The sequence below is a fragment of the Levilactobacillus fujinensis genome (assembly GCF_003946335.1).
Classification (GTDB): domain Bacteria; phylum Bacillota; class Bacilli; order Lactobacillales; family Lactobacillaceae; genus Levilactobacillus; species Levilactobacillus fujinensis.
Map to the genome: position 1 here is coordinate 39,630 of NZ_RHNX01000023.1, position 12,457 is coordinate 52,086.

Here is a 12,457-nt window from a genome sequence, read left to right on the forward strand (position 1 = left end):
AGAACGGACACAGCGCTCTATTTTTAGGCACCAAATTAATCTTAGTGCGTAATAATATCTAATGATTTCAATAAAACATCTAAATTAGTGGATAATCATGTTCATTAATAAGACCATGAGCAGACCTACTACCGAGATAACCGTTTCCAGCGTCGTCCAAACTTGGAACGTTTGCTTGACGCTCAGGTCAAAGTACTCGGAGAACATCCAGAAACCAGCATCGTTCACGTGAGAAGCAGCTAAGGAACCCGCACCAATTGCTAAAGCAATCATAACGGGGTCAGCACCTAACGTATGCATCAACGGCGTAATCAGTCCGGAAGCCGTCATCCCAGAAACCGTAGCCGACCCCAATGAGATCCGCAGAATAACGGTGATCAACCAAGCCAACAGAATTGGTGAGAACTTGGAATGCATCATCATCTCTTGCACCGCTTTACCAACCCCACCATCGATCAAGACCTGCTTAAATGCAGAGCCCCCAGCGATGACCATTAACAGCATCGCAATCGACTTGATGGCATCTTCCAACGTCGCACTGATTTCCTTCATACTCCGACCACGATGGAAACCCATGGACCAAATGGCAAAGAGTAACGCAATGACCATGGCGATGACTGGATTCCCCAGCATCGTGATCACGGCATCTAGACCATGCGGATTTTTCGGCGCAGTCCCCCCGTTAACGACCATTTGATAAATCGTTGCCAGGATCATGAAAACAACTGGAAATAATGACGTGAAAACGGCTAAGCCAAAGCCTGGCGTTTCCTTTAAGTCAAATTCCTTCACTTCACCAAAGGCGGGTAAGGACTTCTTAATGACAAAGAGATCTGGGTTAAACCGACGAATGACCCGCGTCCAAATTGGACCAGCAACGATCACACACGGAATGGCTACGATAACCCCGACCATCAACATTTCACCGACATTAGCGCCCAAAGCGGTCGCAACGGCGGTTGGGGAGGGTTGGGGTGGCAGGAATCCTTGTGTAGCCGACAGTGCGGCCGCCATTGAGATTCCCAGATAGAGGAAAGGTACTTCGGCTTCCAGAGCAACCGCGAACACGATTGGTGTCACCAAAACCAGTCCCACTTCAAACAACAGGGAGATCCCGATTAAGAAGGATGCCACCACAATGGCCACCTGCAACCGTTTCTTCCCAAAGATACTGATCAAGGTCCGGGCAATTCGGTACGATCCACCGGCGTCAGAAACCAACCGGCCAATCATCGCTCCAAAGCCAAAGACGATAATCAGTTCGCCCATGGAGCTACCGATCCCGTTTTTGATGGAATCCGCAATGTTTGCGGGGTTCATGCCTAAACCAAGTGCTACTAAAATAGACGTAGCAATCAGCGAAACGAAGGTATTTAACTTCACTCGGATAATCAAGAAGAGCAATAGTAAAATACCCAACAACAAAATCACGAACTGCATTCTTATTCTCTCTTTTCTTATGCTGATTCTAACTAATCTTGCCTGCCGTAGCAAAACTAGCAACTCGCATAAGAACCATTGTATGAAAAATATTTTCAACTTGCAAGTGGCCAATTGAACATTATTTTCATATAAGTTCGTCAAATCGTTGTGAAACCGCTAACGGACAATCATTACGGAAATTGGAGAATATTTTGCCATGTAGGCCGCCTGGCTCCCAAAATATTTACGAACACCTGATTGTGACAGTGACCCAACGACTAATAAGTCTGGCTTAACTTCTGGAATAATCTTTTTAACAATGGTCTCACCAGGGTCCCCCTCACCAATAATAATCTTAACCTTATTGATGCCGAAACGTTCGGCCAACTTTTGGTACTGCTGCAGGTGATGCTGCATGTCGGCACGCTGTCCATGCACGTAATCCTTACTCAACGCCTGATAAATGTTCATGTTGTCCGATTCCAAAATCGAACAGATGACCAAGTCGGCATCATCAAATTTTGCCCGGTTCATCGCATAACGAAAAGCCAATTGGGCATCAGGTGAATCATCCACCCCAACTAGGATACGGGTAAACTTCTTTGGATTCATTGATTCTGTGTTATCCATTAAGAAACTCCTCCTCACTTATTTGACTACTTTCATTATAACGGAAAACGATTCCATTGGGGAGCTGAATACTGGAAAGACACATTTCAAAGTTGGATTGACTAAAAGCTTTTCGACCTGTAGCTGATAAAGGTTACACCTGCTGTGGGAACACTTCCGCCTAAAGTTCAGGCTTTTTTACGGTTGACGTCATCCCTGACCACCACCGACTACTCTTTTGACGCACGTTTCGGGCATGTAAAATTGACTAACAAAAGAGCCTGGGAGGTTTCCCAGACTCTTTTCAACCGAATAAATCATATAAAATTGGCCCCACCCGGACTCGAACCGGGATCATTCGCTTAGGAGGCGAGTGCCCTATCCAGTTGTGCTATAGGGCCATAAAAAGATCCGCTACTAATTTTCACACGGATCTTTCAAATTGTAAAGGACTACTTCTGATTCTGTTCGTCGTGGTCCCGCCACTTCTTTCGCATTCCCTTGTTTTTAGTGTGCCGATTTTTATGTTTCTTTTTCTTACTAGGATTGCTGACAACGTCCTTAACCGGCTTGGCGGCCTTCTTCGCAGCTGGCTGATCCGTCGGTTGCATCGCTACTGGCACCGTTGCGTCATCCTTCTTCGAAATTACCGGTACACCTTCTTGACTCGGGGCTTGCGTTGCCACTGGCGCTTTAACTGGTGCCGTTGGTCGCTCCGTCGTTAACGTCCGCCCGCTGAAATAGACGGGAACTAATTCATAGTCCGTGTCCTTCAACATTTTCTTCAGGTCTCGCAGGTCATGGTCATCACCTAAACTGATAACCTGACCCGGCTCACCCATCCGTCCCGTCCGGCCGACCCGGTGAACGTATTCGTTAACCGAACTAGGTAAATCATAGTTGATCACGGCTGGTAACTTGGGAATATCCAATCCCCGTGCCGCAACATCGGTGGTCAATAACAACCGAATGCGACCCAAGCGAAAGTCCTGTAACGCCTTTTCCCGTTGCACTTGTCGCAGGTCGCTGGTTAAACTGGCCGCTGACATGTGTTCGTGATAAAAACGCGTTGCCGTTTGTCGTAAGGTGTTCGCCTGCTTGAAGAAGACCAACGCCCGGAAATTTGGCATGGCCAACATCCGCTTTAACATTTGATTCCGTTTGCCCATCCCAACCTCGAGTAGGCCGTGACGAACGACTCCCTGCGTCTGGTCTTGTTGCCGAACGTCAATGCGTTCCACAGTCTGGCCAAACCACTGATCGAGTTCGTGTAAAATTGGCGTGTCAGTGGCTGAGAAGAAGCCCAACTGCACTTCCGCCGGTGCGGCCTGCGCAATCGACCGAACCGTGTCTAACGTATCACCCGTTAATAAGTCGTCGGCTTCATCAATGATGAGTAAGGAAACTAAATGGAGCTTCAATTTCCGGTCACTCACTAGGTTTAGGACCCGACCGGGTGTCCCGACGATGACTTCTGGCCGCTTTTTCAGCCGCTCCGTTTGCCGCTTAACGTTGGCACCACCAGTTAGGGCAAGCACCTGTAAATCTAATAATTTGGCCCAGTCACGCATGACTCGGCTAGTTTGAATCGCTAATTCCTGTGAAGGTTCCAATACGATCAATTGGGTCCCATCACCGGGTAAAAGATTCGCTAGTGCCGGTAAAGTAAACGCTACGGTCTTACCAGAACCCGTTGGGGCTAACCCCAAGACATTGTGATCACCGACCATTGGTTCGTAAACTGCGGCTTGAATGGCCGTTTGTTCCGTGTAGCCCAAATCTTTAAAATGAGCTTCAAATTGTTTTAACATACAGTTTCCTTTCTGTTAGTGCGCATCGGCTGGAAAGCTCAGGTTAGCTGAGACACGCAAGCTGTAAAGTACCTGATTGACAGTCAAACTCCACTGTAACCAGCGTTGATAGTCGCGCGCGTTTTGCGGCTCAGTTGGGGCCTTTAAGACCCGTGCAAAGTCCATGACCTCTGGTAGCATTGGGTTGGCCAAGTCGCCTTGACTCAAATCCTTTGCCTGCCCATCCGCAGCACGTTGTTCGACGTGCGTCAGTTCACCAGCGCTATCAATGGTGATGGTTTCTTTCAAACCGTAGATTTCAGAAAGGCCGTACGCATTACTGGTCTTCCCAAAGCTGACGGTCACATCGAAGTCGCCGTACCGGAGAACTGCAATACCCTTACCGTCCGCACCAGTCTCAACTAGCGTGGGGAAAAGCTCGACATGACTTGGCTGACCAAACAAGGCCACCGCCACGTAGATAGGGTAAACCCCAACATCCTGTAAGGCACCCGCAGAAAATTCTCGAGTAAAGATATTTGGCCGCTCGCCCGCTAAAACCTTGTCATAGCGTGAAGAATACTTCATGTAGGTAAAATTGGCTCCCTGAATGGTCGGTAATCCTGATAACGCCGTTTCAATTGCCTTGAAATTTGGCGTGTGCACGTGCCGTGCCGCTTCAAAGAATCTCACACCTGGATGCTTTGCCAATGCCGCCTTAAAGGCGATCATTTCACGTTGATTGCTGAATGCTGGCTTTTCAACGATGACCGAAATATCTTCAGCAATTGCAGCCATGGCTTGGTTAAAATGCAGACTATTTGGTGAGGCAATGTACACGACGTCTAGGTTGGCCTGCGTCAACATCTCATTGTAATCTGTGTAGCCAGTTTCCGCATGATTCTTGGTAGCAAATGCTGCCGCTGTCTCCGGGTGGCGCGAATAGATGCCCGCTAGCGTGAACTGCTGAGATAAAGCCAACGCCTCAACTAATTGTTGTGTAATCCAGTTAGTTCCTACCGTTCCAATTCGAATCATCATAATCCCTCCAGAATTGATTATTGTTTTAATAAACGTTTCTTAAGTTCATCCATTGATCAGTGCGGGGTTTCCCAACGAGCTTACATAGAAAAACAAGCTTGGCGACTCGACATTTTCGAGGCCTCGAATTGGGGGCACCCCGTTCCAGCTTATATCTGGTGACTGATAAGTCAATGATTGATCTAAATTCCCTAATTTCGTCCCAATATCGCTGTTACAACGGTCATAACCGGTGTTTTGGAATCTGCAATCTTCAGTTACTAACCTAACCAACCACAAAACCAGTTGTCTTTTTCTATTTTAACAGTCACACCGGCGTCGCGATAGCTCTAGAATTAATTTTCCGCTAAACCGGGGTAATTGTTAAGGCATTCGCAGCTAAAAATGGTATATTGAAGGTGGAAATCTATTCAAGGGAGGGATTACCGGTGAAAGGTCGGGAAATCGCACTATTTGGCATTTCACTCGTCGCTGGCTTAACGGGCGGCTTTTCGTTACGGAAAAAGAAACAGCCACAGCCAAGCGAGTCACCGCTATTCTATGTGGGCACGTGGCAGTTTGTTGACCCCCACAATCAACGGCGTCACCGGTTAGCAATCAGTCCTAATCTTGACGTGCAGATCGATGATCATCCGTTACAGGTGCGGGTTCAAGACCTTAACGAGCAACAGCTGACATTTCAAGATAAATTTGGCTATCACTTGACGATTCACGCCAACGAGCGCCAACCAATTTCTTTCTTCGATGAAGCCGACGACTGCACTTACGCCGTCAAGCCACTGACTGACAAGAACGATTAGTTAGGGTCTTATGCTCTAACTTTTTTATTTTGAGCGTAATTTGAATGATTGTGCTCCGACTTACAGCGCAATCAAAAATTTCAACTCACAATCATGCAAAAATGAAGAATGGAATAAAAGGCGGATATGGGCTCAGGCTCGGAAATTTCGAGACTTCAACCTGTGTTCGCACCGTTCTCTAGCCCATATCTACCGACTGGTAAGGCGCTGATTGGACTAAATTGTCCTTTTAACTCATGCTTCAGCCACATCAACTTGACTAGAGGTAGGAAGCGTGTGGGACATAACTCAAAAAGTTGCTTCTTTCAGAATTATTAGATTCTGAAAGAAGCAACTTTTATTTACGCCCCTATGGTGCCGAAACGTGGGACACAAGGTAGTTTATTGCGCTTACTCCGATAGCAAAAGCTATGCCAGAATCGGGCATAATCCCTGCTATCACGTTAATGCTCGCAAACTAACCGCCTGATGTCCCACTCTCCTCATTTACATTTATTAAATTATTCCGAATATTTCGACCAACTTTGGTGGGTGCCGTTAAACACAGAGACGGCCACTGCATGTTCCTGACCGTTCTGAGTGATTGACGCGTTGGGATCGTACTCGATGAAGCGAATCTGAGCCGCATGACCAACCAAGTGACCACCAGCAATCCAGTAGTCTTGCTGCGGCAAAACCGGTTTGACGAATTGGTTTAACACCTGACGATTAGCCAAGATGACAATTCCCTGCTGGTAGTGCTGCTGCAGCAAGGTAACCAGTCGCTTTAGCTTCTGTCCCTGAGCCGCCATCGTCGTGTTTCCACTGTTATAGTCGCCATAGTAGCTCACGTTGATGGCAATTGGCAGCGACCCAGAATTTGTCCCAACCGTCTCAACGACATGGTCGAACTGATGCTGTGCTGTCGTCGTAAAACTAAACGTATGCACGACGCCGACTTTAATGTCGGCCCCCTGTGACCGTGAATAGTTGTCGCTAAAATCATCGTCCGTATAAGTTGCTCCAGAAGTTGCTTGCAAGTAAACAAACTGATGATGCTTGGCCAGCTGCTGAAAATCAAGATAACCGCTATCTTGATTTACGATGACCCCCCGGACCGGATAATTGGCTAATTGTTGTTTCTGGTGCGCCTGCCACTGAAACCAGCCAAAACCAGCCACCAGCAAAACAATGACGAAAGCGCATAAAGCCCACCATCGACGTCGATGGTGCCGGCGGAAGGTGTTCTCATATATTGGTTGATAGTCGCGTCGTTTCACCGTCGATCACCGTTCCCCTAATCTAGCTTGCCATCCAACATTCTCCGGATAGCGGAATATTTCCATTATACCATGCCGATTAGGATTCGTGGCGGGTCTGTTCGATTACGTCGCGGACCCGTGTCATGACCTTGTCAGTCCGTGAAGAAATGCGCAAGATAGTCATCATAAAAAGACTGTCGAGGATTGTCAACTGTGAAATCAACGAATACATGCCTTCCGAACGGTACTTCACTTCATCCGTTAATGAAAGAAAAGTCACATCTGCGGCCTGGGCTAGCGGAGATCCACTGTAACTAGTAATTGCAATAATTGTCACGCCACTGTGCTGAAGCTCCTTAACAATATGTAGTGTTTCACGATTCCGACCTGAATGGGAAATCACAATCGCGCAATCGGCATCAGTCATTTTAGCGGCTTGCATCAACTGAATGTCATAATCCGGATGATACATGACGTTTAATGACGTTCGAATAAACTTATGGTAGCCATCCAAAGCTGCCACAGATGACCCGCCTAGCCCAAAGAAGGCCACATTACGGGAGTTGATCAATTTCAAGACTGCTCGAGCAAGATCTTTCTCGCTCAAAGCTTCATTAGTAGCCCGCAAAGAACTAATAGAAAATCCGAAAGTTTTGTTCGCAATCGTTGCCAGTGAATCCCCTTCAGCAAGTTCTGGAAACGAACTAGGTTGTTGTGGAGTCTCCTCGGTTGCCGTATGCGCCAATGCCATGGTAAACTCCCGGTAGTTAGCGTAGTTCATCCGTTTAACGAACCTTGAAATGGTCGCTGTAGACACCCCGGTTGCGCTAGCGAGCTCCTTGATCGTCATTTCACTGACCAGTGCCGGATTGTCTAAAGCCAGCTGGGCCACCTTTTTTTCTGTGCGGGACAACTGATCATACGTTCCGCGAATCTTCCCCGTTGTTGAGCGTGCGATGGTCGCCGCCCCCTTTCTCCAGATTAAATTTCAATTTATTTTAGCTTTTGTAAACATTTTACATCATATGACTTGAAATGTGAAACTTTTTTACATATAATATTCCCTGTCAGAAAAATTTCGCATCTTGCAAAGGAGATTAATTTCATGAAACTCGGATTGATTGGATTAGGTAAAATGGGGCTTAGCCTTGCAGAAAACGCAATGGACCACAAGCACGAAGTTGTCGGCTTTGACTTAAACAAGGACTTTGTTGACAAAGCTGTTGCTGCTGGTGCTGAAGGTGCCAACAGTTTGGAAGAAATGGTTGCTAAGTTGCCTTCTCCAAAGATTGTTTGGGTAATGGTACCTGCCGGCAAGCCTACTGATGCAACAATTGAATCATTGAGCAACTTGCTGAGTAAGGGCGACATTTTAATCGATGGTGGGAACTCCTACTACAAGGATTCACTGCGTCACAATGAAATCCTCAAAGCTAAGGGCATCGACTTCTTCGACTGTGGTACTTCAGGTGGTATGGAAGGCGCTCGTTCACACGGGAACTTCATGATCGGTGGCGACAGTAAAGAAGCCTTCGAAACGATTCGTCCATTATACGAAGACATTTCTGAAGCCGATGGTTACCTTTACACTGGTAAGGCCGGTTCCGGTCACTACTTGAAGATGGTCCACAACGGGATCGAATACGGTGAAATGCAAGCCATCGCCGAAGGTTTCGAAGTTCTCGAAGCTTCCGACTTTGACTACGACAACGAAGCCGTTGCTAAGGTTTGGAGTCACGGTTCAGTTATCCGCGGTTGGCTCATGGAACTTGCCGAAGAAGCCTTCGCTGACGACCCAGAGTTAGACAAGATTGCTGGTCGTATGCACGCTTCTGGTGAAGGTCAATGGACTGTTCAAGAAGGTTTGGACAGCCACGTCCCAACACCAGTTATCGCTTTGTCATTAATGATGCGTTACCGTTCTATGCAAGATGACACCTTCACCGGTAAAGTCGTTTCTGCTTTACGTAACGGTTTTGGTGGTCACGCCATGGACAAGGCTGACAAGTAAGCCTTTAAACGAAACCACTTGTAACTTGTAACATGAAAGGAAGAGCATTATGGACTACATGATTGGGGTCGATATTGGGACAACCAGTGTCAAGACCGTACTTTACGATACTGCGGGTAAGATGCAAGGCTATTCAAACAACCTGTATCCCCTCTATCAAGATGTGCCCGACATGGCTGAAGAAGATCCAGATGAAATCTTCTCCGCCATTATCGATGGGATGACCACGGTAATGCGCAAAGCAGACTTGAAGAACGGCACGTTACACGGCGTTTCTTTCTCTGCTGCCATGCACAGCTTGATCTTATTAGATGATGATCATAAGCCTTTGACCCGTGCAATCACTTGGGCCGACAACCGAGCTGTTAAATACGCGGATGAACTGCGCGAAAATGGCGTCGGCAAACAACTTTACGAAAAGACCGGGACACCAATTCATCCAATGACGCCATTGAGCAAATTAATCTGGCTACGTAATGAACAACCAGACCTGTTCAACCAAGCACGTTGGTTCGTTGGTATCAAGGAATACGTTATTTACAAGTTGTTTGGTGTCTTACAAGAAGACTACTCAATTGCCAACGCAACTGGGCTGTTCAACATCTTCAGCATGGACTGGGATGACCAAGCCCTCGAAGTCGCTGGGATTACCCGTGACCAATTGCCTAAGCTAGTTGATACGACTGATCAGATTACTGGGATGAAGACCGACTATGCCGGTGTAATCGGCATCGACCCCCAAACGCCATTTATCATGGGTGCCTCCGATGGTCCCCTGGCCAACCTGGGTGTCAACGCCATCGATCCTGGTGTCGTTGCTGTCACTATTGGGACTTCCGGTGCCGTCCGAGTCGTTACCGACAAGCCGAAGATTGATCCTAAGGGCCGGGTCTTCTGCTACTACCTGTCTAAAGATCATTGGGTCGTTGGTGGACCGGTCAACAACGGTGGAATTGTCTTTCGTTGGGTCCGTGACCAACTCTTCGCTCCCGAAAAGCTGACGGCGGAACAAATGCAAATTGACTCCTACGACCTCTTAACTGAGATTGCAGCCAAGATTCCTGCTGGTTCCGACGGTCTCATTTTCCACCCATTCTTAGGTGGCGAACGGGCCCCAATCTGGGACGCCAATGCTCGTGGTTCCTTCTTCGGTTTGACCCGGACCCATTCACGGGCCCACATGGTTCGTGCCGCACTTGAAGGAATCGTCTACAACCTGTACACCGTGATGTTGGCCCTCGAAGAAGTCGTTGGTAAGCCATCTAGCATCCAAGCAACCGGCGGGTTCGCCCGCTCTGCGCTTTGGCGGCAGATGTTAGCCGACATCTTCGAACAAGACGTTACGATTCCAGAGAGTCCCGAAGGAACTGCTCTGGGTGCTGCCACGTTAGGCATGTATGCTTTAGGGATGATCGATGACTTGTCCGCCGTGAAGAACTTCATCGGTGTGGCTAACGTTCACCACCCTAATCCAGAAACCTTCCCCGCATACCGGGCCTTGGTGCCAATCTACATTCGCTTAAGTCGACAGTTACAGTCTGAATACAAGAACATCGCTGACTATCAGCGTAAGTACGTTCACAAATCAGACAAGAAATAGTTCTGTGGACTTAGTACTTTCAGAAAACTAACCCGTTAAATTTAGGGATTTTGAAACTAAATCGTATACAAATCTTTAGGAATCAAGTACAATGTGTTTAATCACATTGAGAAGCCAGTGTTTTCACACTGGCTTTTCAAAATTCATTCAATGAAAGGGCTTACTTAAAATGGAGCTTATAGCACTTTTAATTGGGGTTATCTTCTTATTGGTCCTCATTATCAAATTCAAGATCAATACTTTCGTTTCCCTGATTCTTACCTCCGTTCTGACAGCCATGCTGTTAGGGATGGACCTAACCAAGATTGCCACGACGATTGAGGCTGGGATTGGGAGCCAACTTGGCGAACTATCCTTAGTCTTTGGATTCGGTGCCATGCTGGGTCGGTTAGTTGCCGATGCCGGTGGGGCCTACGTTATTGCGACGACACTGATTGATAAATTCGGGAAACAACGTTTGCAATTAGCCATTATGTTAGCATCATTCATTCTCGGGATTGCTTTGTTCTTCGAAGTTGGGATGGTTCTGTTGATCCCTATCGTCTTCGCCATTGCCGTTGAAGCTGAAGTCCCAATTCTTTACTTGGGGATTTCCATGGCGGCTGCTTTGTCCGTTACCCATGGCTTCTTGCCACCTCACCCGGCACCTGTTGCCATTGCACAAGTCCTGGGCGCTAATGATGGGAAGGTGCTTCTGTTTGGTTTAGTTGTTGCGATTCCTGCAGCTATCGTTGCCGGACCCATGTTCACGAAACTTGCGCAGAAATTTGCGCCGGCCGCATTTGAACGTAAAGGAAACTTATCTTCATTGGGTGAAGTTAAGACCTTCAAGCCTTCCGAAGCACCTAGCTTTGGTCTGTCCGTTCTGACTTCCCTCTTCCCCGTTATCTTGATGGCCATCACGACCATCTACAAGATGACGGTCGATGGTGGGGCAACACCAACTAAGAACGCCTCACTGTTAGACCAAATCGTTGCCTTGATTGGTGATCCCGCCATTGCGATGTTGATTTCATTACTCGTTGCCATGTTTACCATGGGCTGGGGGCGGAATCGGAAGACTGCAGACATCATGGCTACTTTGGAAAATGCCGTCAAGTCAATCGCGATGCTGCTGTTAGTTATCGGTGGTGGTGGCGCCTTCAAACAAGTCCTCATCGACGGTGGTGTTGGTAAAGAAGTTGCTAAGCTCTTCATCGACTCCAACATGTCTCCACTGATCTTAGGGTGGTTGGTCGCTGTGGTTCTCCGGATTGCCTTGGGTTCCGCAACTGTTTCCGCTTTGACCGCTGCCGGAATTGTGGCCCCATTGATGGCACAGTCCGGCGTTGACCCTGCCCTAATGGTTCTTGCCATTGGTGCTGGTTCCTTGGCCGCATCTCACGTAAACGATGCTGGGTTCTGGATGTTTAGAGAATATTTTGATTTAACTGTTAAGCAAACGCTGAGCATTTGGACGGTACTGGAAACCGTGATTTCCATCGTCGGGATACTGATTGTGCTGCTGTTGAACATGGCATTCCATTAAATTCTAATTTCTGACAAATCAATTCGAGTTTATGAGGGTTGGGACAAAGGTCCTGACCTTTTTTTATTGTCTCTGAAGGTTGAAAGTCCCAAAACACTCATTATGACTGTTGTCACAACGACACTGGGTCTAAAATTAGGCAATGTTGTCCAACCATCGCCTTACCGGCCGGCAGATGTAGTTAGTCTGAGTAACATGGATCATGTCGCTAGGAACGCTGTTGAATTATGCTTAAACTTTAGCCGCCACTTGGGATTCAGTGATTGGAGTTGACGCGCACAATCAAAACCGGAGGCGGCCAGGGATGCAGCTAGCCGTGTCGACAATGTTAGTCGGCGTTTTGAAGTGCAAGCAAAATGTTAGACACTTTTCTAACCTAGGCAACTAGCATCTTCTGACAATACTCGACTGGGGT

Annotated in this window: 10 protein-coding genes and 1 tRNA gene; 4 read left to right on the plus strand and 7 right to left on the minus strand. The window is 47.5% G+C overall.

Annotated elements, in window-relative coordinates; all coding sequences use genetic code 11:
- Positions 1-84 precede the first annotated feature (84 nt).
- The 5 genes from EKM89_RS09065 to EKM89_RS09085 form a co-directional block, all read right to left on the minus strand.
- Complete coding sequence (locus EKM89_RS09065) at positions 85-1,440, minus strand: gluconate:H+ symporter (protein WP_125687824.1); 1,356 nt, start codon at positions 1,438-1,440, stop codon at positions 85-87.
- 159 nt (positions 1,441-1,599) lie between these two features.
- Positions 1,600-2,052, minus strand: a complete 453-nt coding sequence (locus tag EKM89_RS09070) for a universal stress protein (protein WP_125687826.1) — start codon at positions 2,050-2,052, stop codon at positions 1,600-1,602.
- Positions 2,053-2,359: 307 nt separating this feature from the next.
- Positions 2,360-2,432: transfer RNA gene (locus EKM89_RS09075), tRNA-Arg, on the minus strand.
- 51 nt (positions 2,433-2,483) lie between these two features.
- Entirely contained in the window at positions 2,484-3,842 is a 1,359-nt protein-coding gene (locus tag EKM89_RS09080) for a DEAD/DEAH box helicase (protein WP_125687828.1), read from the minus strand.
- A 15-nt stretch (positions 3,843-3,857) separates the two neighbouring features.
- Positions 3,858-4,859: a Gfo/Idh/MocA family protein gene (locus EKM89_RS09085; protein ID WP_125687830.1), complete on the minus strand. Its 1,002-nt coding sequence runs from the start codon at positions 4,857-4,859 to the stop codon at positions 3,858-3,860.
- Positions 4,860-5,290: 431 nt separating this feature from the next.
- On the opposite strand from EKM89_RS09085, the gene EKM89_RS09090 reads away from it, so the two are divergent.
- The gene (locus EKM89_RS09090; RefSeq protein WP_125687832.1) at positions 5,291-5,662 is read left to right on the plus strand and encodes a DUF4828 domain-containing protein; all 372 of its coding nucleotides are present in this window, start codon (positions 5,291-5,293) and stop codon (positions 5,660-5,662) included.
- Positions 5,663-6,162: 500 nt separating this feature from the next.
- On the opposite strand, the gene EKM89_RS09095 is transcribed toward EKM89_RS09090, so the two are convergent.
- Positions 6,163-6,921, minus strand: coding sequence for a GH25 family lysozyme (locus EKM89_RS09095; RefSeq protein WP_125687834.1), 759 nt, complete (start codon positions 6,919-6,921; stop codon positions 6,163-6,165).
- 79 nt (positions 6,922-7,000) lie between these two features.
- Positions 7,001-7,861, minus strand: coding sequence for a MurR/RpiR family transcriptional regulator (locus EKM89_RS09100; protein ID WP_125687836.1), 861 nt, complete (start codon positions 7,859-7,861; stop codon positions 7,001-7,003).
- A gap of 147 nt (positions 7,862-8,008) precedes the next feature.
- Between EKM89_RS09100 and gnd the strand changes: the two genes are divergently transcribed.
- The 3 genes from gnd to EKM89_RS09115 all read left to right on the plus strand — a co-directional run bounded on the left by gnd (position 8,009) and on the right by EKM89_RS09115 (position 12,042).
- Positions 8,009-8,914, plus strand: a complete 906-nt coding sequence (gnd, locus tag EKM89_RS09105) for a phosphogluconate dehydrogenase (NAD(+)-dependent, decarboxylating) (RefSeq protein ID WP_125687838.1) — start codon at positions 8,009-8,011, stop codon at positions 8,912-8,914.
- A gap of 49 nt (positions 8,915-8,963) precedes the next feature.
- Positions 8,964-10,514, plus strand: coding sequence for a gluconokinase (gntK, locus tag EKM89_RS09110; RefSeq protein WP_125687840.1), 1,551 nt, complete (start codon positions 8,964-8,966; stop codon positions 10,512-10,514).
- Positions 10,515-10,683: 169 nt separating this feature from the next.
- Positions 10,684-12,042, plus strand: a complete 1,359-nt coding sequence (locus EKM89_RS09115) for a gluconate:H+ symporter (protein WP_125687842.1) — start codon at positions 10,684-10,686, stop codon at positions 12,040-12,042.
- The last annotated feature ends 415 nt before the right edge of the window (positions 12,043-12,457 follow it).

Bases quoted from the DNA above. Each gene is read 5' to 3' on its own strand.
- EKM89_RS09065 (WP_125687824.1), bottom strand. From the start codon at position 1,440: ATGCAGTTCGTGATTTTGTTGTTGGGTATTTTACTATTGCTCTTCTTG.
- EKM89_RS09070 (WP_125687826.1), bottom strand. From the start codon at position 2,052: ATGGATAACACAGAATCAATGAATCCAAAGAAGTTTACCCGTATCCTA.
- EKM89_RS09080 (WP_125687828.1), bottom strand. From the start codon at position 3,842: ATGTTAAAACAATTTGAAGCTCATTTTAAAGATTTGGGCTACACGGAA.
- EKM89_RS09085 (WP_125687830.1), bottom strand. From the start codon at position 4,859: ATGATTCGAATTGGAACGGTAGGAACTAACTGGATTACACAACAATTA.
- gnd (WP_125687838.1), top strand. From the start codon at position 8,009: ATGAAACTCGGATTGATTGGATTAGGTAAAATGGGGCTTAGCCTTGCA.
- gntK (WP_125687840.1), top strand. From the start codon at position 8,964: ATGGACTACATGATTGGGGTCGATATTGGGACAACCAGTGTCAAGACC.
- EKM89_RS09115 (WP_125687842.1), top strand. From the start codon at position 10,684: ATGGAGCTTATAGCACTTTTAATTGGGGTTATCTTCTTATTGGTCCTC.